This window comes from Runella aurantiaca, assembly GCF_003339505.1.
Classification (GTDB): Bacteria; Bacteroidota; Bacteroidia; order Cytophagales; family Spirosomataceae; genus Runella; species Runella aurantiaca.
The window spans coordinates 233,570-259,589 of the sequence record NZ_QPIW01000004.1; the positions used below are offsets into that span (position 1 = coordinate 233,570).

Consider the following 26,020-nt stretch of genomic DNA (forward strand, 5'->3'; position numbering starts at 1 on the left):
TCTGGTTTTAAATATTAAACGCTCAACAAGTTATCGATTTTTTCCATAAAACGCCCCGCTACGGTCTGAAAACCGTGTTTGTTGGGGTGGATTTCGTCGTACCATTGGTTGTCGTGAATGAGTCCACGTGCGTTGATGTAATGTACGTTAGGGAATTCCGCTGCTTCGTCTTTGAGCCGCGTGTTGAACTCATTGATGATGTAGGTCAAAACGTTCTTGCGGTCGGTTTGGCTCGTCATCTTTTTTTCAATCATGTAGCGACCGAGCCAGCCTTTTTTAGTGGTTTCAAGCGGAATGATGTAGTCGTAGCCGTGGCACAGTACGTGGATGTCGGGCCGAACGGCAAACAACTCGGTAAACATCTTGCGATAGATTCGTCGCAAGTTGTCAAGCTCTTGAATAAGCGAGGGTTCTAAGTAGTCTTGCGGCGGTAAGCCCGTTGCGTGTGGTCCTTGCTTGATATGGTTTCGGAATTGTTCGCCCAGTATGTCATTGCCGCCGCCACTGATGAGAAAGAACGTTGGCTCTTTGTCTTCTACGGCTTCGAGCCACTCGCCTTCGGCATCGTAGTTTTGGAGGGTATCGCCTGCGGCGGCTACGCAGAAAATGGGGTAGATTTTCGACAAGTGGTCAATGGTATCCACGACCAACGGGTGTTGAAACCAAGAATCGCCTTCCGACACTATTTTGGGCGCATCAGGGAATCGTAAACGCATAATGCGGTACTTAGAGTTGCGTATGAGACGTGCGGTATTATTGGCTACATTCAACAAACCGTCGCGGATGAACCCTTTTTCATCCAGATGAGCATCGCTTTGGCGAAGTTGTACGTCGGATTTGAGTTTGTATTCGGGCTGTAAGTCAGGCTTGGTTTTAACCTCAAAATAATTCCCCAGCGCGTATTCCGCCAGATTTTCGTCTTCGAGCATGGCCTCCAGTTCGCTTTCGCGGACGGTGTTGTATTCGGGGTTTACAAATTCCAACTTCAGTTGTTGGGTTGTCCAAGCTGAAGCGTGGCTTTTGTCACTTTCTTCTTCTCCCAACCCCAAGCTGCGCATTGTGGCTCTCTTTTTGAGCGTAAACGGTGTTGGCAGGCTCTCTAAATTAAGTTCTTCTACGTTTGAAAGGTCGGTGGTACTGACGATAAATTGCAGATACTCCACATTTTGGGGCCAATTGTACAACCGAACGAAGCTTTCCAAAAACATCGGAATCGTCGTGTTTCCTCTGTAAGAAAGTTGGGTCGAAGCGCCAGGGTCCAACGGCGTAACGGTGGGGTCTAACAACTCCAACGAAGCCCCGAAACGGGTGTTAAGGTATAGGCAACAGAAGTAAATCTTCTGACCGCTTTGATTGGTGACTTTCACGCCGAGGCCACCTTGCCATTTGTTGTCTTTCAGTTCATAATGAAGTTTAACAGCGTTTTGATTTAGAGCAATCGATTGCCCATTGGCGTTAGTAACTTCAATTTTTAAGGGGTTGATGAGTGCGGAGTCATTCCGCAGATTTTTTAGGAAATGCCAATTGGATAAATGTTTGAAGTCTTTCACCAACTGAAATGCAAAAGCCTCTGAATCAAGCACTATTGGCTCGACCAACGGGCGAAATTTGTCTAGAGAGCGTGTCAATACTGCGTGGCCGTTGCGTAATGAAAGCGTGTAATCGGCGTTTTTTTCTTCGGTTTCCAGTTTGACTTGATTTGGGATTTCGGCCAAGAGTTTTTCGGTTAGCAGTTGGCTGTCAGTCAGGATATTATCCACATTGTTTAGGTGGATTTTGAGTTGATGACTCATCAATCCTTCGATGAAGCCTTTGTAAATTTTTTTGGAATCCAATTTGGCACTAGTCACGTTGTCAAAGGCTAGCACTGTGGTGTCGACTTCAATGGATTTTACGCTGGCTTCGTAAGTTTTTGCCCCATCTTTTACCATAATACTTTTGGTATTCTGTCCAATGCCGTGAATAGCTCCGCGTTGCAATACCCAATTTCCGCCCCCATCGCGCAGCACGTCGGCGTAAGTGCTGGCTTCACCGCTGTCGAGTTTGTTGAACACGTTGGTGTACGACAGCTTTTTGCGGTAGGCCGCTGGAATATACATAATGGGCGTTTGCTCAAAGGCATTGTTGAGCATCTGTTTCACGCGCCCGTGCAGCGCATAATAGGTAAGTTGTCCGCCCGAGGCTTCCAAGGTTTTGAGCAGATATTTTGTAAAAATCCCTTCGCCCCCTACTTCTACTGCGGTTTCGTCTGATTCACAGGCCGATAAACTTACGTGTGCTCCTGGCGGTAGGATTTTGTCTACGTGTTTTCCTTTGAAATCAGCGGGTTTTAACGATTTACTGAAAATGAAATTTTTCCAATCCCGCTGTGGGAAAACAAAAGGTACGCGTCGCTCGATGACCTCATCGTAAGTGGCTTTGAGAATGGCCTGATTGCGGGTGTTATCGCCTGAGTGGCAACAATCCGACAGGACTACGACGTGCGCTTTGGTTTTTGAAACCTGTTGAATGAGGTAGCGCAACTCTTTGTCGGCCAATAAGTAATCATCTTTGTGTTGCCCGTCATAATAGCATACCAAGCACTCATGTTTGCCGTCAGATTCTTCCGTCCATACACTTGTATCGGCTTTTTCCTGCGTACCGTGACCCGAGTAATAAAACAGCACCACATCGTCCTTTTTGGCTTTGCCAAGCGCCAAAAATGCCTTTACCACTTCAGCTTTGGTGGCTTTTTGGTCGGTCAGTAGGGTGATGTTTTTGCTGCCGAAAGCAGTTTCATTTTCAAGGTATTGCTGCATCTTTTGGGCGTCGTTGACGCAGCCCCTCAAACGCGGAAAAATAACCCGCTTTTCCAACACCACTCGGTCTTCGTAGGCATTGATACCCACCAAAAGGGCGTATAAATTAGGCTTGGGAGTTCCTTTATCCTCTTCGTCGTTAAAATTGGAACTAAAATCTTCGGGTGGGGCTACTTCTATACCTTTCGGCACTGCCATTTGATTTTCGAGTGCTTCTTCGCTAAAAAGCGTATCGCCTGTTTCTTCCCATTCAAGGGCTTCTTTCTTTATAAAAACAGGCTGATAGGCGGCGGCCTGCACCCCCGTTATAACCTGTGTCCAATCAAAGGCGGGACCGATGTCCCATTTGCCGCTTGTACGGTAATTGACGTGCGAGACGATTCCTTTAAAAGACATTACATCCTGCGTTGGTAAAAAGCGTTTGGGCTCTTCCAAAAACTGGCGTGGGATGTTGTATTTTTTGGTCAAAAACCGCAGCAGTATCACCAAACTGTCGTATTGTTGGGGGGTATAAGAGGCGTAGTATTTTTGGTCACGAAAAGGCGTATTTAGCCTTTGATAGGCCTCTGTTTGGCTCAGTGGACAAAATAAATCTACCCGATTTGGGTTTTCGGGTGTACGCGAATAAATGGTTTCGAGGTTGCCGTTTCTTTCTACCAAATACCCATAATTGACGATTTCGATACCAATTGTCACTTTATCGCGGGCGTTGTTGGTGCCTGCGTTGCCGATACCAGCGCCGATATGGCCTGACCAATATTTAGAGGGGAATAGTTGATAAATGGTGCCATCACGGGCCAACACAAAGGCTACCGATACGTGGCGGTCTTGGGTGGTGAGGGCACTCATACCTCCGCTCAAATTTCCTGCGGTAAAGTGCAATACAATCTGCTGCTTGGTGGGTGGCGGTTCGGGAGTATTGAAATACCCCGTTCGGTTTTTTGGTTTGCAAAGTACACCTCGCAAAGTGAGGTCTTCGTCCACAACGGGCAAAGCAAAGGGTGTGAAGGTATAGCCTGTCTGATTTTTGAAGTTGGCTTCATCGGAGGCAAGGGTGTCGTAACGCATGGAAGAAGAGGTAGTTTACAGTGTTAGAAATCTATAAAAAAGGGCGTGTTAATGGACGTAGTAAAACATCCCAAGCAAAGTCATCAACTTTGTATTTCTTTTTGATGGCAATCCGTTTGGCAGGTTGCAAAAACCCGCCTTTTTCTTCTTTTTTAAGCCAATTTTCTATTTCATTCCACGTTGGCCATATCCAGGTTTTGTTTTTAGAAACTCCGACAATCCATCGTTCGTACGGATCCATGTAAATAGCCGTTAGTGGTTCATTGGGTGTGATAGCGCAAATGTGGTTACCCTGATTGCTCCAGAAATGAATGGTGTTGTCGGCCAAAGTGATGATTTGATAATTTGCCTTTTTCTTGAAGAAATACCCCTCATTTTCCCTTAAAAACCATCCGTTGTTAATTGGCTTATTGTGAGGAATATCTAGTAATTGTAATCCATTTTTGTTCCGAATACTGAAAATAGTATCGTTACAGATGAGTGTAGTAAGTTTGACTTTTGGGCTATATTGGACTGGCATAGGATGGTTGACCGTTTCTTTTCCGCAGTTACAATTGAATTTTGAAATGGCAGGAGAATCAAGGTCGTAAACTTGCAGGGAGTCTCCCAGTGTCACAAATTGATTATCTGCCTTGAAGTAGGTTTTTTTTACGTCCGCTTTTTTGAAAACCAGTTGCGCTTTGTTGTGGAAAGGGTATTGCCAAATTTCCAGTACGTTATCAAAGGTTCGGGCCAACAACCACCGCCCGTCGGTGCTTAAAGACGCATTACGAACCGCTTTGAGTGGTTTTTTATGGGTGATGACGAGGTCTTGGCGTAGTACTCTTATGGTATCATCGGCCTCCACAGTGACGAAGTGCGGGTGCCCGTCTAACATAAAAGGGGAAATGCCACGAATGCAGTTTTTAGAACGGTACGTTCGGTTGCTGAAGGAATTATGAATGGCGGTAGTGTCAATAATGGAATATAGTTGTTCGCCAATAAGGAATGAATTGACGGAATTGGGAGGAATTGGATGGGTTTTAAGTTGGTTTCCTTCAATGCTGAAAGTGAAAAATGCGTTGGCCTTGGTAATGACGTAAAAATGATTTTTTTCATTTAGAAATGATGCCTGTTTTATCCCTTCTTTGAAAGGGAAAACTGCTTGCATACGCCAATCGTTTTTCCAAATCATGAGCGAATCACCGCTTTGATTGACCGTCAAAAAAAAGTTTTGCGAAGGAGAGAAAGAAACTGATCGAATAGCGGAATGGAAAACTTTACTAAGAAAAGTATCATGTTGCTCAGTGGGTGGGCTGAAACCCATATTGAGCGGATGGTCATCTTGCTTGTCGTGATTGTAAAAAGCAGTAAGCAGGGCTTTCTGGGCCTCTGGTGAGTGCATGGGGCGTTGGTAGGCGTCGTAGGCAATGGCGATGGCGTCGTCGGGGGCGTCTTCGCTTAAAAATGCCGATGCCAATATTAGACTATTGAGGGACGACTCGCGCCATTGCCAAACAGCGACCGTTGAAAGCAACAAAACAGCGGTTGTAAACAGAATTCTAATGCGCCGAAGCTGGTATTTTTTTTCGTGATAATCGCGGCTTTTATTGACAAAGGCCTTCAAATTCTCTTGGCGATTTTTGGGTAAATCCTGAAAAAGCACCTGAAAAACGGTAGTATTACGGTTGCTCTTAAATTCTTCTACCGACAAGCGGTCGAGGAAATAGTCAGGTTTTTGGCCGTATTGGGAGAAATCTTCATGAACGCGTTCAATTCGCCGAAGAAGATTGCTTGCTTTTTTTTGTTCTGCACTTTGGCTTCTAAAAATAACAATGGCTAAACTATCGTGGTATAATTCATAAAATCCGTTCTCCTCTTTCAGGATTCGTTGCTTTTCTAGATAGTTTAATATTTTGATTTTTAGTCCGTTATCTTCGTCTTTGTCAATGTCTTTAATGTACTGCGATTGGCGTGTTCCTTCAGAGGTGACAAACTTGCTTAATAAACTTAATACGTATCCTTCTCGGCTTTGGAGTTCGGGGTTTTGCTGCTCAATATCGGTAATTTGTTCCTCTAAAAATTTCTCTAACACCCCTTCGATTCGACCAACATTCTGGATAATCGTTTTGTCAATTTGTACGGGAAGTTTATCAGGAGTTTGGATAATGGCATTATTCCAGAGGCGGTCCAGATAAACCTGAAGGTAAGGCAGTTGGATTTGTCGGGTAGTATCGTAGAGTTGGGCAATGATAAAATCGGCGTCGTTTTCTTCATCGTTCAATTCCACCTCGGGCATGGCTCTAAACATGTCCATGATTAAGTCTTTGATGGATTCATTGGTCATCAATTCTACCCGCAAACGAAAATCAAGTAAGGTGAGAATTTGTTTTTCAAACTGGTACAAATGGGCTAAATATTCTTCTCTTAGGGATAGAATTATTTTGCAGGGAATATCGGATTCGTCTATCGTTTTTAGAAAAGTCAAAAACTGCTCACGTTCGTCGTCAGTTCCAGTAATGAAAAGCTCCTCTAGTTGATCAAAAATGAGATAAACAGGGCGTAGATATAGCCGCGATACTTGTTTGATTTGTAGTAATAATGAGTGGTTGGGGTTGGTTTCATTGATGCCAGATGGTGGTATTTTAGCGGGATGATAAAACTTATCAAGCTCCTCTGTGCAGGAGGATAGAAAGTCTTTTTTGCGCCTGATATAAATGGGAAACCAATGCGTATCCTGTAGTTTTTTGGCTAGGCCGCCGCGTATTAAGCTGGTTTTGCCCGACCCAGAAGGACCATAGACGACCACAAATCGCGAACGGAGAAGTAGCTCTGCCAGCTCCTCAATTTCGCGGTCACGGCCAAAAAATAAATGTTTGTCTTTGGCTTCGTAGGGGCTCAAAAACTTGAACGGGCTCTGGTTCATAATTCCCAATAGTTAATGTTCAGCAAGTTTTTTGTGAAGGCGTTGAATTGCTCGCGTAATACCTCAAAATCATCACTATTGCGGTCGATTTTTAGCACTTTTTGGGGATTGCCTATGCAGCGAAAATAGATGGATTGATTGAGCGATGAGAATTTTTCAAAAATGTATAAATCAAAAAAGTTATTGTCACTTTTGACAAACACGTTCAAATCAAGAATGAAAGGGGCTACGTTTAGAAAAGCCGCTTGGTCGTTTTTTAGGGATTTTTTTGTCAATAATACCGACTGGCTTTCCCACAAAACCGTTGACACAGGCTCGTCTCGGTATCGCCGGTTGCGGTCGTTATTGGCTGCAATAAGACTAGATTTGAGCGTAACACTTTTATGGCGGTATTTGGGGAGACTGCCAAAAAACTTGATGACTTGAATGTTTTTGTACGATTGGAGGTTGTAGCGCACCCAAAAGCCCGAAAACCCCGCGATGTTGCTCAGGTGGGTTTCTCCCATTTCGCATATATCCCGACAAAGGCTTTCGCTGATAACTATGTCTTTGTCGTACGGAAATCGGATTTTTAAATCCATCAAAAAGTCAATGCTTTTGGCCAATGTAGTATTGTTGGGGTTGTAGTATAAATTAACCAACAGTTTCAACTCTTCTACAAAATAAGGAACTTGATGCTTCTCTAAAATTTCGCGTAGGCAGCGCAGAACGTCTGCAAAACTCACCGCATCTCCTTTTAAATACTGGGTGATTGTAGCGAGACTTTCGGCAGAGATTGTAAGTGGCTGATGAGGGCTCAGCAGTAGGTTTCGTATCTGTGATAACAGAGTACTGATGAGCAACGAAATGGTTGAGTCAAATAAATCCTGATAAGCCCGAATTCGATTTATACTGGGTTTGGAGGCGATTAATCCTTGTTGATTATCGGTGTCGGGGCATAAGATACACCTTAGCGGTTCTGCCAATGGATACGGCAGGAAATCAATCAGCAAATCTCTTTTAAAAAGAAGGTCTTCGTCGTCAATTTTTTCATTGTCAAATTTCTCCTTAATACTGCTGTCGTATTCAATAATTGCCTCAAACGCTTGATTGATGAGGTATGCGTTTGGAACATAGGTTTGGTTGATGGATGTTGTCGACAAACTCCATTGGTCAGCCTCCCCCGAGGGATTGATAAAAACCCAGTTTTCGGAGTCCAAAACCTCAATATTTTCGCCTAATCCTCGGGTTTGAAGGGTAGTCTCAATTGAGAAATTGAGGGCGTCTTTGGCCCGTTGGATGGCTTCGCCGAGCGAATATTGGTTGCTGAGATGTTTATAAAGATACCGCGAAAAGGTACTCGCATGGTCGTCGCCTACGGGTGCCTGCGTACCGATAATTCCCGCTTGAATTTTATGTTTTCGCAGCTCTTCCACCAGCGACAGGGTGGCGCAGCCATTCAGAAAAATCAATTTAAGATTGGGGCACCGCGCCAGCATTGCTGCCAGCCCACCTACCTGCGCCCAGGCATCGTCGAGGAGCAGGCCTTCTTTGCCCGCATGGCCGGCGTAGTGAAAAACAGTGAGGTTGTCTTGGTAGGTTTCTAGTCGTTGAATGACGCTGCTGATGGTAGCGTAGCTTTCCCGTACAATTTGAAAATGGCCGAGCACCTGACGCGGCGACAGCGTATCAAACAGGCTTCGGTCTTCCTCGGTAAGATTGGGCAAAGGAGCTTCCTGGCTATTGGAAAAGCACAACAAGAGCGTATTCATAATAAGTTGAGTAAATCTGAGTTTAGGAATTTAATGTTACGAAAAATGAAAGGCTTTGCCAAAAATAAAAGGCATGACTTACTAAACGGTATCGTACTGATTATCAGATTTTTTCCGTTAACTAAAAATTTCTTTTTAAGTAAGTAGAACCCCTCCTTTTCAGGTTATAAAACTTTAACTTTTTACTTCCAGTACTTAAAACTCATACGTATGAATATTCACCAATTTTATCTCAGGCATATTGCCAAACAAACGGGCTATCGAGCTAATTGGGAGCCCAACCGTCCGCTATTTGTGGGTGCCATTGGAAAACTAGAAGATGGCGTTTTTACGATTTTTTCGGATTTGGAAAAAGAAGGGATTATGGCAGAAATCAAGAAAGACGAATCGGAAGGTTTCTGGGATTATACTTCCAACGACACCGTACAGATTGACATAAAATTGGCAGGACAAGCTCCGATTGCGGGTAGTGTTTTGGCCGAAGCGGATGCGGGCTTCACGCTGAATTTTAAAAGTGAGGAAGCGGTCGTATTTCAGGCCGATAAAACCCTGACGCACCAAATTGTGAATGTGGGAGCGATTGAAAAAGCCATTATTCCCAAATATCGAGCCGATGAGTGGCCCAAAGATTGGGTGATTATTACGCAGTTGATTGAGGCGGAATCGGCAACGATTATCGTTTCAAACAGCCGCGACAACCAGATTGATTTGAAGGCCACGGCCAATGTAGGAACGGCGAATCTAAAATTAACCGATGCATCGTTGGGGCTGAACGTAGCCCGCGAACGAGGGAGCAGCCTGAAAATCTTGGCAAAAAGTGGAATTACACCCCTCTACCGAGTGATGGGGATTCGGCATCCATTGTTTGGGAAACCACAACTTTCTACCAAAGAAGCAATCGTATTGCCAAACGATGATGCGCTGGAAGTACAGGATTTTGACCCCGCTGAGTTGGAGGGGTTGAAAAATGACTGACCGAAACAAAAAACAGTGTGTTTGCGTTAGAACTGCATAACTTCTATCTAAGATGCAGTCTCTACCCGTCATCAAACCTACCTACATCGGCCAAAAAGGACTCTGGATTGCCCTGACCGTCTTGGTAGCGTGGTTTGGTTGTTTGGCATTTTTACTTCATTATCCATTGGATTTTCGTAATCCATTGGTGTATGTGTTTATATTGGTGCAAATGCACCTGTATACGGGGGTGTTTATCACCGCTCATGATTCTATTCATGGGGTAGTGGCTCCTCATAATAAGCGACTTAACTATTGGATAGGCTTTCTAAGTGCTTCATTGTTTGCGTTTAACAACTATAAAAGACTCTCCTCCAAGCACCATTTGCATCACCGTCACGCTGCTACGCCCGACGACCCCGATTACCACGATGGTCATCCTAATTTCTTTTTGTGGTTTTTTGCTTTTGCCAAAGAATACGTCTCGGTGTTACAAGTGCTGTTGATGGCAGTGACGTACAATATTTTGAAACTGTGGTTTCCGTGGGAAAACCTGGTGGTTTTTTGGATGATTCCTGCCGTATTGAGCACCTTTCAATTGTTTTATTTCGGTACCTATTTGCCCCATCGCGGCGAGCACCATAATCCGCCGCTCAATGCGCGCAGTCAATCGCTTAATCACATAAAAGCGTTTTTGAGTTGTTATTTTTTCGGCTATCATTTAGAGCATCATGCCTATCCTTACCTGCCGTGGTGGCAATTGCCCAAGGCAAGAGAGCGCATGGCAGATGCGGATAAGTAATGTTATATTTGTTGCCCTGAACAGCGCTGGAATAATCAAATATAAGACGCATTCAGGGAGATGAAAATGCCCAATCGCCTTGCCTTACTTTTTCAATTCCTGCTCATTTGCGCGGTAGTTTATCTCAAACTTCGCGATGATTCAGTCTATTTTCTGACTCCGGATTCTCATTTTTATCTTGAGGCGGTTCAAAACTTGCTCAGTGGCAAGGGCTACGTCATAACGTTTGAAGGAAAAAAAACTTTCTGCGCTATATGGCCGATTGGCTATTCTGCGCTGATTGCAACAGTGGCTTTTCTGACTTCTTTTTCGGTAGAAATTGCGTCTAAAATTGTGAATCTTCTCGCATTAGCGGGGTGCTTTTGGTTGATTCAGCGGCTTTTTCGGGACAAAGCGTGGTTTGTGTCGTTAGGTTTTGTTGCCTCATCGTTGATTCAATTATACACAAATACATGGTCAGAAACGGTATTCATTTTATTCGTTTTGGAGTTCTGCGTGTTTTTTTCTCCGTCATCCCGCGCAAGTCAATGGCAAAAAGAAGGTAGCGTGATTTTTGCCACCGCCGCTTTTCTCACTCGATATACGGGCGTTTTTCTGCTGATTCCATTGATGCTACGCCGTCAATACAAGGCGGCTTTCTATTTTGTGGTATTGATGGCTGGGTATTTATTCTTCAATTTTTACCACACAGGTACTTTCACGGGTGGACATGGATTTTGGCCCACGGAGCCATTTAATCAACGGCTTGGGCGGGGCATGCGCGGGTTGGGAGAGGAACTGCTGTTTTTTGCGGTACGTGATTGGGACCTAAAAAATCTTGGCTTGAGCGATTCGGTCAAATGGTTTATTTATGGCATTGCTTTGTTGCAATGGGTGCTTGTTGGGTTGATTGTGCGGCACGTAATATATTTTTTACGACTGACGAAAAAGATAAAAATCAATTTGGACAGCATGACCAAGTTCATACTGCAAGACCCCTTTTTTTTAGTGGCCTTCGCTTATTTGCTTTTTACGATAAGCATTTATCTCACAGACGAGTCCATCGAAAGTCTATATTTCAGGCGGTTGGCTCCTTCTTCATTGCTGTTTACGTTGGGTGTTTTGGCCTGGGTATCTCAACAAAAACAACTTTTTGAGCGTACCAAGTGGCTTTTTGTCGCTTTCTTTGCGTTATCAATCATTCATTCAATCCCAAAAATAGTATTGGGTATTTAGTATGTGAGATTTTCTCACTACTCACTACTCACTACTCACTACTCACTACTGAAAAATGTCCTCACACCACGTTGTTCGCGAAAAGCAAGAACCAGCCCTTTTGATTGCCAACGGCGAGGGCTGTAGTTTTGAATTGATGGGACAATTGCTCGAATGGTCGCCGTTTGTGGTTGTGCTCGACCACGCCATTCATCGGGTATTGGATTTGGGAATAAAGGTGGATGTACTGTTGGGTGATTTTGACCACAATGTTGACATTGATGAAATTGCCTCTCGACATTATCCGCTCGAAATTGTCCATGCACCCGACCAAGACAAAACGGATTTAGAAAAAGGCATTGAATTTTTGATAGAACGGGGATTCCCAGCCGTAAACATTGTGTGGGCTACGGGCCGTCGCGCTGACCATAGCCTGACAAATATGACCAACATTGTTCGCTACAAAGACCAAATCAAAATCGTGATGCTAGACGATTACTCCAAGATTTTTCCGTTGGTCGGGACCTTTGAAAAATGGTACGTAAAAGGCACGCCCATTTCGCTTGTGCCCGTCGGACTGGTGGAAGGAGTCCAAACGGAAGGCCTAAAATACAACCTTCAAGGAGGTTATTTGCGGCTCGGCTATCGGAGCGGCAACAGCAATGAAGCAGCAGAAGATGGGTTTGTCAAAATCTCAGCGAGTGAAGGAGATCTGTTGATTATGGAATGTTGGGATTAAATAGATTACCGTTTACTTTTACCTTGTCAAACACTGAAGAAAACGTATAAAAACTATGTCTACAATCACCCGCATTGAAGTTTATAAATTTAATATTTCGCTCCAAGCGCCCGTCACGATTGCGATTGGAACCATTGAAGAAGCTCGAAATATTTTGGTTAAAATTTATACCTCAGATGGCCTTCATGGTACGGGCGAAGGTGCCCCTTTTTGGATGATAGTGGGAGAAACCCAAGCCACTGCTTATGCGGCAGCTTATGATTTGGCAAAATTGCTGATTGGTAAAAATCCGTTGGATATAGAAGGCTGCTTGGCGGCTCTGGACCGTTATCTGAGTGGAAACCCGACCGTAAAAAGTGCGTTTGACATGGCGTTGTATGACTTGGCCGCCAAGTACGCCAATATGCCTTTGTATCAGTTTTTGGGCGGCACCAATCGTCCGATTGTTACCGATGAAACAATTTACATCGCCCAACCAGAGGTAATGGCGGCCGATGCCGTTAAAATAAAGGAACGTGGCGCGGAAGCGATTAAAGTAAAATTAGGAACAAACGCCAAAGATGATATTCGGCGTATTGCCGCCATTCGGGAAGCTATCGGCGACGCCATTCCCCTCCGTACTGATGCCAATCAGGGGTGGGATTACATCAGCGCGCTTACGGTTTTGAATACGATTGCCGACTGGAATGTGGAGTACTGCGAACAGCCCGTAAAACATTGGGACTACGCCCATTTGGCGCGGCTGCGGCAGAATGCCCGTGTGCCTATTTGCGCCGATGAGTCGCTGTTTTCTCCGCAAGATGCCATCAAATTGGTGACCCAACAGGCCGTGGATTTTTTCAATATAAAACTTTCAAAAAGTGGCGGGTTACGCAATGCGGTCAAAATCAACGCCATTGCCGAAGCGGCGGGTGTCAAGTGTATGATTGGGTGTATGTCGGAGTCGCGTTTGGGAATTTCGGCCAATGCCCATTTTGCGTCTGCTTTGCAAAACGTTGTTTTTTATGATTTAGATTCTCCTTTTGAACACGCCCAAAATCCAATATTGGGCGGGATTCATTACCAAAATCATTATCAAGTAATTATTCCAGATTTGCCAGGGCATGGTGCCGAGGTAGAAGATGATTTTTTGCGGCGTATGGAGTCGTTTGTCGTGGAATGATTCCTTGCGTTTGTCTCATGTATTTTGTACTGTATGATTGTTATACTTTTGAAAATAGCCAAAGAATTGAAATGAAAAAGACACTACTCTTTCTTAGTTTACTGGCTGGAAGTAATTTAGTTTTTGGTCAAAATCCCCCCCAAAACAATATCAAGGCGGGCTTTACTTATATTTTATTTGGTTCGGGAGATTTGGCGGGCTTCAATTATTACAATGAGTACAATCGTCGATTGAATCGCTTCCTGACTTTTGCTCCTTCGTTGCATTTTGGATATGGCGCCAAAGCTTCAGATTATCTGCGTTCTACCAAAGCTTCTTTTTCCGTTGATCCCAATGTTTTTATATCTCCGATGCGTTTTGAAAAAAGCAAAATACGTCTTGGTGTAGGGCCGTCGTTGCGTTTCTTATCAGACTCTCATCCGAGTAGTTTCGGTTTGTTGTTTAATGGAGGAACGGCACTTCCTCTCGATAAAGATTACTTGATAACACCTATTACTTATACTCGTCCCCTGAATTATTGGACAATTGGTTATACACTTTTGTTGGAGGCAGAATTGCATTTTACCAGACATTGGTTGGTAGGAACCAGAGCTTCTTTTCAAAACTATGCGAGTGGTGAAACGGCGCTAAACGCAGGCTTAAATGTGGGCTATCGTTTTTGATGATGTATAAATCGCAGGCTAACCTGCTACTTTTGTCGAATAATTTAACCTTACACGGCTTTGCCAAAACAGAAAACCATCGCGGCCAAGGCATAGTGATATACATCAATTGGACTAAAAGGTAGGTGTTGGGTGGCTACCTTGGTAGCAATGCCCAAAATCATCACTCCAATTACAATCCAGATGGCTTTTTGGTATTTTTGCATAAGTCCGAAAACTGCAATCAACATCACGACAAGCATCGTAAAAGCCTGAACAACGGAGCTGAAAACCTGAAAGGCGGGATAGAGCAGAAAGATAAATAAAATAAGTCCGAAGGAGAGGGTTACAATGACGGTAGGGCGGGAGATGGTCTGGCGCATCACTAACCCCCAAATGGCAACTACCACACTTGCAAGCCCGGCGCTACCGGCCAATGTTGAGAGAGAGCGATGGGTATCGGTTAATTGATGAAACCCCAAATAACGGAATACACCTGCACCCGCCGCCAACGAAACGGTTACTAAAAATACACCCCAGAGGAGGCGATTATGGAAGGGGACATAAGCAAAGAATTTAAAAAAAACGACAATGCATACAGTGGCTACGACAGCGTCTGAAAAGGCGTTGGAGAGTTGAATCATTCTTACACAAGAAGTTAAAGGTTAAGGGGGCTAACGTTTTATCGGCGATAAAAACCGATGATTAAGAACGATAAACGTTTGAAAAAGCCTTAGCAAGGTATCAGTATTTTACCGTTTTAAACAGAAAAATAAGCAATATTTAGGCCTTCAAAAATTTTTCTTTCAGGGGTGCTTTTGTACTTTCTTTATTTCGACCTACTTTTACTGAAAAATTTTTGGCTTCTGTCTTGAATAAAATAAAGTTAATCATTTTGAATCACGCAATTTTATACTAACCACCAATGAGCGTATTAGTCAATAAAAACTCAAAGATAATTGTGCAGGGCTTCACAGGCTCCGAAGGTACTTTTCATGCCCAACAAATGATTGAGTACGGAACAAATGTTGTAGGTGGAGTGACTCCAGGCAAAGGCGGTCAAAGTCACCTAGATCGTCCCGTCTTCAACACCGTTGCTGATGCCGTAAATACCACAGGGGCCGATGTGTCAATCATTTTTGTGCCGCCAGCTTTTGCCGCCGACGCCATCATGGAAGCCGCCGATGCAGGTATCAAAGTAATCGTTTGTATCACTGAAGGTATTCCGACCAAAGACATGATGTTGGCGAAAGAATACATCACGACAAAAGACTGCCGTCTCATTGGTCCAAACTGTCCGGGTGTAATGACGGCCGACGAATGTAAGGTGGGAATCATGCCTGGTTTTATCTTCAAAAAAGGAACCATCGGCATCGTTTCTAAGTCAGGTACGTTGACCTACGAAGCGGTTGATCAGTTGACAAAAGCAGGCCTTGGCCAAACCACTGCCATTGGAATTGGAGGCGACCCAATCATTGGTACAACTACCAAAGAAGCGGTAGAATTGCTCATGAATGACCCCGAAACAGAAGGAATTGTGATGATAGGAGAAATCGGAGGAAGCATGGAAGCCGATGCCGCCTATTGGATTAAAGCAAACGGAACTAAACCCGTCGTTGGTTTTATCGCTGGTCAAACTGCCCCTAAAGGTCGTCGTATGGGCCACGCAGGTGCTATTATTGGTGGTGCAGATGATACGGCTGCGGCTAAGATGCGCATTATGAGTGAGTGTGGTATCTTCGTGGTAGAATCGCCCGCGTTGATTGGCGAAACAATGTTGAAAGCCTTAGGTCGTGACTAACCGATATTACTATTATCTTTTCTAACTTTGCAGGCAGTTTGGATATTCCAGGCTGCCTGCATCTATTTTGGGGATTAAAAATGAGTATCGGCGAATGACGAAGAAAGTTGTTCATAGGTTTAAATATATTACGTGGCTGCTATTGTTTAGCTGCGTTGCTCCCCTTTGGGCAGAAGTAGGGCCAGACAAGCAGTACTTCCTCGTAAAAAATTTGGCGCAGGATTGGCTTGTGTATGATCAGCGGGAAAAAGAATTCGTTCCTTACGTGGCCGAACAGCACGGTAATCAGCTGTCAGTCAATACGCTAGTGGATTTAGAAAGCAATCTGCATTATGAGCTTCTGCTGTACGTCGAAAAAAATAATTATCTGTTTCTGAATGGCTCATTGCAGGAAAACCTGAAGGCAGGAAGCTGGCGAGTCATGAAAATAGACAGTCTTTATAAAATATTTAGGCGCCCGCAGTTGATGATTACGATATACGGAACGCCCGGGCAGACTGGAAAAGTCGTCATTATTGGTCACCGAAAAGCGGCCGTTGAAAAACTGATTACGATTGAGGAAGAATCGTTTTTGAATCTAAAACCCCGAGAGCAAGCCTCTATTGCTAATTTTTTCATTTTGGGAATTTTGCTTCTGTTTACCTTTGCCGCTTTCCTGTTCAATACCTCTCCCCGGGCTTTTAATCGGATTTATAGTCTTCCTGATTTATTTCAAATGGATTTTAGGGATGATTCATTCATGATCAATAAACCCTTTAGCCGAACCAACATTCTATTTGTGGTTCTGCTTAGTCTTGAATTAGCCTATTTGTATTTGTTTACGCAGGATAAAGAATATAATCTGTTTTCATCAAAAGAATTATTAGCAACTGGACAGGCATTTTCTGATACTTGGTTAAATTACTTAAAAATAGCATTTATCTGTTTTCTGGGATTTATAGGGAAATATTTCGGTTTGTATATTTTAGGAACTTTGTATCGTTTGGAAGGTGTAGCTAATGTGCATTATTTCAAGGTTTTACAGTCTTCTTTGTTGTTTTTTACGGCGCTCATATTGATTGCCTCGGTAGCTTCTTTTTACATTGTTGACTGGTCGCCAATCATCCGTTCGGTACTCATTATTCCAGTAATTGTTTTTTACGTTTTTCGGGCCATTTTAATCTTCTTTACAATTAGCAACAGCACAACTGTTAAAAATCTATATTTAATTTCGTACCTTTGCATTGTTGAATTAATCCCCATCATCATCGGGGTAAGGTATGCCCTATAAGAAGTGGGGAGAACCCCACCAAACGTCTGATATGAGCGAAACGATTTTGATGCAACAAGACCGGTTGAATAAAGTAGAGAGCATTTTGGTCACCCAAGCTCGGCCAACTGATGAAAAGTCCCCTTATTTTGAGTTAGAGCGCAGGTACAGCGTAAAGGTCGATTTTCGCCCTTTTATCGAAGTTCAGGGTATTTCTTTTAAGGATTTTCGTAAGCAACGAATTAACATCATGGAGCATACGGCTATTATTTTTACCAGCCGTAATGCCGTAGACAATTTCTTCCGTATTTGTAAGGAAGCTAAGTTGGAAATGCCTGCCGAAATGAAATATTTCTGCGTAACGGAGCAAACCGCCAACTATCTTCAAAAGTACATTCAAATACGCAAACGGAAGATTTTTTCAGGTCAAAAAACCGCTGCTGATTTGTTGGATTTAATCAAGAAACACAAAACCGAAAAGTTTTTGTTTCCTTGTTCTGACAAGCGGCGCAATGACATCCCCGAATTCATGGGTAACTACGAATTACACCTCACCGAGGCCGTAATGTATGAAACCGTGTCTTCAGATTTGTCAGATTTGACTGAAGTGTTTTACGATGTTATTTGCTTTTTCAGTCCTTCTGGAATTACCTCACTATTCCATAACTTCCCTGATTTTAAGCAAAATAAAACCCGCATAGCCGCTTTCGGTCCTACGACCGCAAAAGCAGTGGCGGATGCAGGCTTGATTTTAGATATTGAGGCTCCAATGCCCAATGCTCCTTCAATGACTGGGGCTTTGGAAATATATATCAAAAAAGCCAATAATATCTAATTAGAAAGGTTTGGGGCCGTTTTTCTTTGGACAATTAGAGCAAAACTGCAACACTTATATGTTTTTATGCGTTATAGTAAGGGTTGGGAAACTAACCCTTTTTTTATATCAAATTTTTTTCGCTAATTGTCGTTTGTATTGAAAATACCAGCGAATTGGATATGAAATACCCACAACTACTACTATTGAGCATATTAAGTTGGTTTGCCCAATTAAACTATGTACAGGCGCAGCAGGATGCTCAGTTTAGCCTGTTCATGCACAATCAATTATATTATAATCCCGCCACCGCAGGAGCCGACGGAACTACCCGATTTCAGTTACTGAATCGTATTCAATGGCAAGGGTATCAGACTACTTCAGGAGACGGCGGTGCTCCCAATACGCTTGTATTTTCAGGAAGTGTTCCACTGAATTTTATAAAAAGTGCCGTTGGTATTAATTACGTCAATGATCGAATTGGCGCAATGGGTAGCCAAGAAGTCCAGCTTTCGTATGCCTATCGCCTGAATATCAATGAAAATACCTTGGCAATCGGTGCGCGGGTAGGGTTTCAAAACAGATACATTGATTTTAGTCGCTTGGTTTCTCGTGAACCTGGCGACCCACTCATCCCAGTCGGACGGTTAGGGGTTACACAGCCCGATATTTCTTTAGGGGTATTTTATGATGCAAGTACTTTTTATGTTGGTGCAAGCGTTAATCACCTGAATCGACCTAAATTTAATTTAGGAGGAGATACGGGCAATAGTATTTTGGCTCCCAATGCGTATTTGATGGCGGGTTATCGTTGGGAACCGTTATATGGATTGGAAATACAGCCACTTATCCTTGTAAAAAGTCTGACGGATTTCAATCCTAAAACGTTGTCGGTAGAGGGGGGCGTAATGGCTACTTGGGACGAATGGATTTTTGGCGGAATCACCTACCGTGTGCAAGAATCCTATAACATTATAGCTGGAATAAATCTGCTTGGCAACAAAGCGCTGCGTTTGGCAGGTGCCGTTGATTTGGTAGGCGGCAGCCGCAGTGTAAAAGCCCCAGCATCGTACGAAGTGATGCTTTCTTATGCACTCCCAGCGCTTACAAAAGGCAAAAAGACAATTGTTCGTACCCCAAGATTTAGATATTAATACAGTGAATAATTGGGTCAATTTCTAAATAGAATAATATTTTTTTGCCGAATTCAATCTTTGGCAATATTATTGTTGGAAGACCGTTGTACCGTTTGATAAAAAATTAATGGTTTTTTAGTAATTTTGGGGGCTTGTGGGGGATTTTAAAATAAATAAAGCCCTTCTTTGTAACAGTAAAAGAGAATTTTAAAAAAAACACACAATAAACACATAGAACTTCGTTTCTATACTGAATTTTGAAACTAACGGGAATAACCATGAGCAAGAGGGTATTTTTCGGCTGCGCCACCAAAGGAGCATGGATTTTGATGGTAGCGATGATGCTGCAAAGTTGTGGATTTGTCAAAGATAAATTTGGCGGAAAAAACAGCAAAGGAGGAAAAGGGGGCAAAAAAGGAGCCAAACAGGAAGTCGGCGTTCGGAACGGAGAAGTTGTTGCAACGGGTCGTAAAGACTATAAGCAGGATACTCCTTTTGGAATGGTGCTTATCCCATCGGGTTCTTTTATGATGGGGCAGGCTGACGAAGATGTTGCCGCTACGCAGGTCAATTTTAACCGCCGAGTAACCATTACTTCGTTTTACATGGATGATACTGAAGTAACAAACAACGAGTATCGTCAATTTGTAGCATCTCTGATGACTGACTCACTGTCAGTACTGGGAGAAGAAGAAATTATCTCAAAGTACCATCCCGATACTACGGTTTGGAAAAAAGACTTCACGTATCACAACGGTGACCCGATGCTTGAATATTACTATTCGCATCCTGCCTTTGACACGTATCCAGTCGTTGGGGTAAGCTGGAAAGCCGCTCGCTATTTCTCAGAATGGCGCTCTAATCTGTACAACGATTACCGGGCAAAAGAAGGCAAATATCGTTCTCCAAAATTCCGCCTGCCCACCGAAGCCGAATGGGAATGGGCTGCTCGCGGCGGACGTGCCTCTGCTAAGTATCCTTGGGGTAACCCTTACGTAGCCAATGGAAAAGGTTGCTTCTTAGCAAACTTTAAACCACAGCGTGGTAATTATGACGCCGACGGTTATCCTTATACTGCCCCCGCCAATGCCTACAATGCCAATGATTATGGATTGTATAACATGGCTGGTAACGTAGCAGAATGGACGTTGGATGCGTATGCCGACAATGCTACGATTGTAAACTGGGATATGAACCCAATGAATGATAACCCCGACGAACCGCGTAAAATAGTACGGGGTGGATCATGGAAAGATGTTGCTTATTTCCTCGAAACAGGAACACGCGGTTGGGAATATGAAGATAACAAACGCTCGTTCATTGGTTTCCGTTGCGTAGTTGAAAACCTTGCCGGTCGTGCAGCTACTACCCGTGGACGTAAAAGATAATTCGACTTTATTACCTTAAAATATAGGGTGCTGCCCGGCGGCACCCTTCTTTTTTACGACCTTTATTTTTTGTAACCGATTCTATTAAACCAATATTTTAATTCTGTTATGGCAGCACAAAAACAAGGTGTTTTCTGGAGTAAAATAGTCCCTACTGCTTATGCGCTTGGAGCAGCCGTTGTAATCATCGGTGCTTGGGCAAAAATTACTCACATCGAAGGTGGTGGTGAGATTTTGACAGTTGGTCTTTTGACCGAAGCTGTCATTTTCGTTTTGTACGCAGTACAAAGCTTTTTATACCCTGCTTCTGAAGAATATGCGTGGGAAAAAGTATATCCTGAATTAGCGGACGACGCGGCACCGGTACCTTCGCGTAAAGAAGAGAAAAAAGGAGTAGGTTTGACTGCCAACATGGATAAAATGTTAGCCGAAGCCAATATCTCACCCGACATTTTTAATAATCTTGGCAAAGGATTTAAAAATCTAACAGATACCGTATCTAAAATTGGAGATTTGACCGATGCAACCATTGCAACCAACGATTACGCTAAAAACGTAAAAACTGCATCATCTTCAATTAATGATATGAATAAGTCTTACGGTGTGGCTATCAATGCGATGTCTTCTATGGCGGATGCAACCAAAGATGCCCAACAATATCGTGACCAATTCCAGAACATTACCAAGAACATGGGCGCTCTTAATGCCGTCTATGAATTGGAATTGCAGGATACAACCAAGCACCTCAAGGCCATGAATGCGTTTTATGGCAACTTGACAAATGCAATGGCTAACATGGCGGATGCAACCAAAGAATCGCAGCAGTTTAAGGCTGAAATGTCAAAATTGACAACCAACATAACAGCCCTGAACAATGTGTACGGTAATATGCTAACCGCAATGCGAGGATAATTTGATGGCGCAGAGTTGAAAATTCTGAACCCTTAAATACCACTGTCACCCTCGTTAAAATCAATTAAAGTAAGCTAAAATTCAACTATTTAAAAATGGCAGGAGCAAAAGAGACACCCCGTCAGAAGATGATTGGGATGATGTATCTGGTTTTGACGGCCATGCTGGCTTTGCAAGTAAGTTCGGCATTGTTGGAAAAATTCCAATTGTTGAACAACAGTATGGAGGTTGCGTCAAACGCCGCTAACAAAATCAACGCAAGAACTGTTGAAAATATCAGAGATAAAGTCGAAAAGTCTGGAAATAGAGCTTTTGAAGTGGCGATTGTCAAGCAAGCTGAAGATGTGCGCAAGATAGCAAGTGGGATGATTAGTGAGATTGATGCCATAAAAAGTCAAATAGCAACCGAGGCTGGGGGCGGAATTGACCCTGAAACAGGAAAGGTCAAAAACCCGAACGAAGAGGATAAAGTAGCTATTTACATGATTGGGCCTTCAAAGAACGGTAAAGCGTATGAGCTGAAAAACAAGCTTAACGGTTTCGTAGAGCAAATGAATAAACTCTCAGGAACTAGCTTTGCTCCCTTAGCGCTCGACGGTAAAGAAGACCCTCTCGCCAAGCGCGACAAAGATCAACGTACCAAAGACTTTGCGGAATTGAATTTTGCGCAAACACCCGTTCCTGCTGCATTGGCGGTATTGAGTCAAAAACAATCTGAAATTCGTCGTTTAGAAGCGGAAGTACTCGATGCTTTGGCGGCTAAAGTAGGTGCGAAGGACATTAAGTTTGATAAAATTCTGGCAATGATTAGTGCCGAGTCTAACATAGTAGTTGCAGGTACTAAGTTCAAAGGAGAGATGTTTATTGCGGCTTCTTCGAGTTCTCTTACGCCACGCATGAGTTTAGGTGGAGCACCATTGCGGGTACAGGATGGAAAGGGAATCATTGAATTTACGGCCCAGGGTGGTTCGTATGATAAAGATGGTCTGGCTGCCAAGACCCTTGCGGGAGTTATTTCATTCCCAACGCCAAGTGGTCGTGATACCACAATTTCGATGAAATATGATTATAAAGTGGCTAAGCCAACCTATAATATTGAATCAGCTTCGATGCCGCCTTTGTTTTTGGGTTGTAAGAACGTGTTGAGTATTCAAAGCCCAGGCTTAGGACCTTTATGGAACCCTGCTTTTACGGCTGATGGTGCCGAAGTTATCAACAATGGTAAGGGCAAAGTAATTATTATTCCGAATAATAGAAGCGTAAAACTGAATATTTCGAACCAAGGAAACTTGATTGGCACCGAAGGCTTCCGCGTAAACCGCGTTCCTCGTCCTCGTTTGGAATATTATATCAATGGTGCATTGGTGGACGATAAACGCCCTATTTCGGCCAGTATGGCACGGAATATTTCCGTAAAAGCGATTGCGGATGAGAGTTTAACCAATTATTCTCCCGAAGATGCAAATTTCCGGGTTGGTCAAATTACCGTTCGTTTGGCAAGTGGCGCTCGCCCTAAAGGACAGCCAGTTGTCATTTCCGGGCCAAGTGGTTCGATTAATGCTTTGGCAGCTCAGGCAGCGCCTGGAGATCGTCTTGTAATTGAAGTATCAGGGGTACAGCGCCGTAATTTCAAAGGAGATGTTCAGGATGCAGGGATAGGTACTGAATCGCGGACTGTTCCGTTGAATTAAGAATACTGATTTTAGATTTTGTACTAACAAGGAATAGATTTCGTTAGTAATAAAGTAATCAAAATAACGCTCAAAGAAAATGAAAAGATGGAGTAGCCTATTAGGTAGTGCGGCCTTGGTAGCATTGAGCATGAGCACTCAAGCCCAAGAGAAAGACACTAAGGGTGTCAATCCGCTGTCAGTGCGCGAGATTAACGATGCTGATGTGATGATGAAACGCACACTGTGGCGCCGGTTGGATTTGCGGGAAAAGCAAAATCAACCTATGTTTTCAGTAGGCAATGAAATCACTAAGTACATCATGGACGCTGTAAAGGCGGGTCTGTTGGAGGCGTATGTAGATGCCGATATGACCAAAAAAATGACGAGTACAGATTTCAGTAAGGCGCTTCAAATGCCAAATCAAGGGCAGACGTTGACCGAAGATGAAATAAAAGCTGGTTTTGGTACTGACAATGCCGCTCAAGGTGGAGATGTTTGGGGGGATGCTGCAAAGAAAGACCCTAAAGCTCCTGCCAAAGCAGATGATGGCTGGGGAGCTCCTGCGCCAAAAAAAGAAACACAACCCGTTGACGATGGTTGGGGCGCGCCAGCACCTAAAAAGAAGACAACTACCAAAGGTAAAAAGGGACAAATTGCCAAGGTTCCTGTAAAGCCCCAAGTAGATTCAACCGAAATCAAACGGAAAATGGCGGAGGAAGCCGCCGCAATTGCCGCTGCTGAAGCACAGAAAATGGAAGAAAATCAATTTTTTGCCAAAGATGTTCCGATTCTGGAAATGAAGGAAGATTGGATTTTTGACCGCAAGCGCTCACGTTTGATTTACGATATTCAAACCATTACGATTGTATTGCCGTCTGAACTGAACCCTGGTGGAATTGAGAAACCCATTGCTACTTTTAGATACAAAGACTTAGATAAGCTGTTCCGTAGCGATCCGAAGAAATTTATTTGGTTCAACGAATACAATACTGCTCAGCACAAAAACTTAGCGGATGCGTTTGATCTTCGCCTGTTCAGTGGTCGTATTATCAAAACGTCAAATCCTAAAGACCAAGACCTCATTACCATTTATGGTGGTGAAAAAGAAGCGCTTTGGAAATCTATTCAACTTGAAAATGAGTTGATGGAATTAGAGCACGGTTTGTGGGAATATTAATGATTACAATTATTGTATCATAAAAAAAAGCGGTCACTATGGCCGCTTTTTTTGTGCTTTTTTAGGTAGGATACTCAACGGCAGCACCCGTTTCGCGGTGAGTTTTGGGTTCAAGTAACCGTTTTGCCCCCTCCTGCGCGAAGCCGAATCCATAGCCAAAGAGCTGTACAAATGCCGCGATAATGCTCAGGAAGCCCACTTCCAGACTTTTTGATTGTCGAGTGGCGTCGATAAACAGCAGAATGATATAAATTGCTAAAAAAGTAATTCCTGCCTGAAACAACAAAGGGTGAATCAACCACAATAAGGGAAAACTGAGGCAACCAAGGGTAAACAGAAAAGGAAAGGTGTGAACTAATTTGAGTTCATCTGGATAAAAGCGGGCTATATTGATTCGCGCACGTCCAAAGAAGCGAAGCTGCCGAAAGAAAGCCCCGAAACCAGTGCGTCGTTTGTGATAAATGAATGCTTCTGGAATCAACGATGACTTGAAGCCCATTCGGAGAGCGGTGATGCTAAAAATAATATCTTCGCCCATTCGGCTGATTTGAAATCCGCCCGTACGTTCCCACACTTTGCGAGAAATACCCATATTGAAACTGCGGGGGTGGAAAGTGCCGCCTAAATTACTTTTTTTACCCCTAATGCCGCCCGTTGTAAAGAGAGAAGTCATCGAATAACTGATGGCTTTCTGAATAGGAGTGAAACTCGGATGGTCGGTGTCGGGACCGCCGTATAAATCTACGTAATCTGTATTCAGTCGGTGGTCAACAATGCTTAAATAGTCATGCTCTATCAGTGCATCGGAGTCAAGAATAACAAAATAATCGCCTTTGGCCCGTTCAAATCCATAGTTTCGGGCAAAGCCTTGGCCTCCATTTTCCTTGTAGAAGTAGTGAATATCCAGTTGTTGACTAAAGGTTTGGACAACCTCCTCACATTTGATTCGGGAGCCATCTTCAATAATGATGACTTCGAAATGGGTAAAAGTTTGTTTTACCAGACACGTCAACAACTCGGTCAGTTCGTCGGGCCGATTATAAACGGGGATAATAATACTGTATTTACGCATGACTCGCTTTGATTTCACTGGCAAGTTAGTATTTTTACCACGAACGACCACCTATGACCTCTTCATGACTGAAAACGACTACACTTCATCACGAAAAATACTGAGTTGGGCGGAGGAAGACCGTCCCCGTGAAAAATTGCTTTTGAAAGGGAAAGCCGCGCTGACAGATGCCGAATTGATTGCTATTTTGATTGGTTCAGGCACCGTTGAACTATCGGCGGTAGATTTGGCAAAGGTAATTCTCCAAAAGGCTTCCAATAATCTGAACGAATTGGCCAAGTTGACCACCAAAGATTTAATGAAAATCAAGGGGATAGGCGAAGCAAAAGCCATTACGATTATTGCCGCATTGGAACTGGGAAGACGGCGTAAAGAAAGTGAAATTGTGCGAAAACCGCGTATTACGTGCTCAAAAGACGGGTACGAACAAATTCGTCCTTATCTGTTGGACTTGCCCCACGAAGAATTTTGGTTGTTGTTGCTCAATCGGGCCAATGAGGTCATTCGTCCCGTTCAAATCAGTCAAGGAGGGGTATCGGGTACGGTAGCCGACCCGAAAATGATATTTAAAGTGGCCGTTGAACATTTAGCCAGTGCTATTATTTTGGCGCACAATCATCCCTCGGGCAACCTCAAACCTAGTGAGGCTGATAAAGACCTTACACGTCGCCTTGCGGCGGCGGGAAAACTGCTTGAAATCCCTGTTTTAGACCATATTATCTTTACGGATGGCGGTTACCTGAGTTTTGCCGACGAAGGATTGCTTTAAAATGAGATAACTCAA

Annotated in this window: 20 protein-coding genes; 15 read left to right on the forward strand and 5 right to left on the reverse strand. The window is 43.5% G+C overall.

Annotated elements, in window-relative coordinates; translation table 11 throughout:
* Positions 1-14: 14 nt before the first annotated feature.
* The 3 genes from DVG78_RS07870 to DVG78_RS07880 are packed head-to-tail and all read right to left on the reverse strand — an operon-like array spanning position 15 to position 8,522.
* Positions 15-3,866 (reverse strand): caspase family protein, encoded by a 3,852-nt coding sequence (locus DVG78_RS07870; protein WP_114460548.1) that lies wholly within the window; start codon positions 3,864-3,866, stop codon positions 15-17.
* Positions 3,867-3,897: 31 nt separating this feature from the next.
* Positions 3,898-6,771: an nSTAND1 domain-containing NTPase gene (locus tag DVG78_RS07875; RefSeq protein ID WP_114460549.1), complete on the reverse strand. Its 2,874-nt coding sequence runs from the start codon at positions 6,769-6,771 to the stop codon at positions 3,898-3,900.
* Complete coding sequence (locus DVG78_RS07880; protein WP_114460550.1) at positions 6,768-8,522, reverse strand: hypothetical protein; 1,755 nt, start codon at positions 8,520-8,522, stop codon at positions 6,768-6,770. The genes DVG78_RS07875 and DVG78_RS07880 overlap by 4 nt, the downstream gene beginning before the upstream one ends.
* Before the next feature lie 210 nt (positions 8,523-8,732).
* Here DVG78_RS07880 and DVG78_RS07885 point away from each other — a divergent pair, with 210 nt between their 5' ends.
* The 6 genes from DVG78_RS07885 to DVG78_RS07910 all read left to right on the forward strand — a co-directional run bounded on the left by DVG78_RS07885 (position 8,733) and on the right by DVG78_RS07910 (position 14,035).
* Entirely contained in the window at positions 8,733-9,497 is a 765-nt protein-coding gene (locus tag DVG78_RS07885) for a hypothetical protein (RefSeq protein WP_114460551.1), read from the forward strand.
* Positions 9,498-9,549: 52 nt separating this feature from the next.
* Positions 9,550-10,278, forward strand: a complete 729-nt coding sequence (locus DVG78_RS07890) for a fatty acid desaturase (RefSeq protein ID WP_114460552.1) — start codon at positions 9,550-9,552, stop codon at positions 10,276-10,278.
* Positions 10,279-10,344: 66 nt separating this feature from the next.
* Positions 10,345-11,493, forward strand: coding sequence for a hypothetical protein (locus tag DVG78_RS07895; RefSeq protein WP_147277018.1), 1,149 nt, complete (start codon positions 10,345-10,347; stop codon positions 11,491-11,493).
* A 55-nt stretch (positions 11,494-11,548) separates the two neighbouring features.
* On the forward strand, positions 11,549-12,211 hold the full coding sequence (locus DVG78_RS07900) for a thiamine diphosphokinase (protein ID WP_114460554.1): 663 nt from the start codon (positions 11,549-11,551) through the stop codon (positions 12,209-12,211).
* Between the two features lie 55 nt (positions 12,212-12,266).
* Positions 12,267-13,373, forward strand: coding sequence for a mandelate racemase/muconate lactonizing enzyme family protein (locus tag DVG78_RS07905; RefSeq protein WP_114460555.1), 1,107 nt, complete (start codon positions 12,267-12,269; stop codon positions 13,371-13,373).
* Between the two features lie 71 nt (positions 13,374-13,444).
* On the forward strand, positions 13,445-14,035 hold the full coding sequence (locus DVG78_RS07910; RefSeq protein WP_147277019.1) for a hypothetical protein: 591 nt from the start codon (positions 13,445-13,447) through the stop codon (positions 14,033-14,035).
* Positions 14,036-14,085: 50 nt separating this feature from the next.
* On the opposite strand, the gene DVG78_RS07915 is transcribed toward DVG78_RS07910, so the two are convergent.
* Complete coding sequence (locus tag DVG78_RS07915) at positions 14,086-14,658, reverse strand: DUF6962 family protein (RefSeq protein WP_114460557.1); 573 nt, start codon at positions 14,656-14,658, stop codon at positions 14,086-14,088.
* A 281-nt stretch (positions 14,659-14,939) separates the two neighbouring features.
* Between DVG78_RS07915 and sucD the strand changes: the two genes are divergently transcribed.
* The 8 genes from sucD to porN all read left to right on the forward strand — a co-directional run bounded on the left by sucD (position 14,940) and on the right by porN (position 24,164).
* The gene (gene sucD / locus DVG78_RS07920; protein WP_114460558.1) at positions 14,940-15,815 is read left to right on the forward strand and encodes a succinate--CoA ligase subunit alpha; all 876 of its coding nucleotides are present in this window, start codon (positions 14,940-14,942) and stop codon (positions 15,813-15,815) included.
* A gap of 94 nt (positions 15,816-15,909) precedes the next feature.
* Complete coding sequence (locus tag DVG78_RS07925; protein ID WP_114460559.1) at positions 15,910-17,085, forward strand: DUF4271 domain-containing protein; 1,176 nt, start codon at positions 15,910-15,912, stop codon at positions 17,083-17,085.
* 31 nt (positions 17,086-17,116) lie between these two features.
* Positions 17,117-17,899, forward strand: a complete 783-nt coding sequence (locus DVG78_RS07930) for a uroporphyrinogen-III synthase (protein ID WP_114460626.1) — start codon at positions 17,117-17,119, stop codon at positions 17,897-17,899.
* A 161-nt stretch (positions 17,900-18,060) separates the two neighbouring features.
* The gene (locus tag DVG78_RS07935; protein WP_114460560.1) at positions 18,061-19,032 is read left to right on the forward strand and encodes a PorP/SprF family type IX secretion system membrane protein; all 972 of its coding nucleotides are present in this window, start codon (positions 18,061-18,063) and stop codon (positions 19,030-19,032) included.
* 260 nt (positions 19,033-19,292) lie between these two features.
* Positions 19,293-20,402, forward strand: coding sequence for a T9SS ring complex lipoprotein PorK/GldK (porK, locus tag DVG78_RS07940; RefSeq protein WP_114460561.1), 1,110 nt, complete (start codon positions 19,293-19,295; stop codon positions 20,400-20,402).
* A 108-nt stretch (positions 20,403-20,510) separates the two neighbouring features.
* A complete protein-coding gene (gene porL, locus DVG78_RS07945) occupies positions 20,511-21,314 on the forward strand; it encodes a type IX secretion system motor protein PorL/GldL (RefSeq protein WP_114460562.1) in 804 nt (267 codons plus the stop codon).
* A gap of 95 nt (positions 21,315-21,409) precedes the next feature.
* The gene (gene porM, locus DVG78_RS07950) at positions 21,410-23,005 is read left to right on the forward strand and encodes a type IX secretion system motor protein PorM/GldM (RefSeq protein ID WP_114460563.1); all 1,596 of its coding nucleotides are present in this window, start codon (positions 21,410-21,412) and stop codon (positions 23,003-23,005) included.
* Between the two features lie 79 nt (positions 23,006-23,084).
* Positions 23,085-24,164 carry a type IX secretion system ring subunit PorN/GldN gene (gene porN / locus DVG78_RS07955; RefSeq protein ID WP_114460564.1) on the forward strand — a complete coding sequence of 360 codons (1,080 nt, stop codon included), beginning with the start codon at positions 23,085-23,087 and terminating at the stop codon, positions 24,162-24,164.
* 61 nt (positions 24,165-24,225) lie between these two features.
* Here porN and DVG78_RS07960 read toward each other — a convergent pair whose 3' ends face one another.
* The gene (locus DVG78_RS07960; protein WP_114460565.1) at positions 24,226-25,236 is read right to left on the reverse strand and encodes a glycosyltransferase family 2 protein; all 1,011 of its coding nucleotides are present in this window, start codon (positions 25,234-25,236) and stop codon (positions 24,226-24,228) included.
* A gap of 64 nt (positions 25,237-25,300) precedes the next feature.
* On the opposite strand from DVG78_RS07960, the gene radC reads away from it, so the two are divergent.
* Positions 25,301-26,005, forward strand: coding sequence for a RadC family protein (gene radC, locus DVG78_RS07965; protein WP_114460627.1), 705 nt, complete (start codon positions 25,301-25,303; stop codon positions 26,003-26,005).
* The last annotated feature ends 15 nt before the right edge of the window (positions 26,006-26,020 follow it).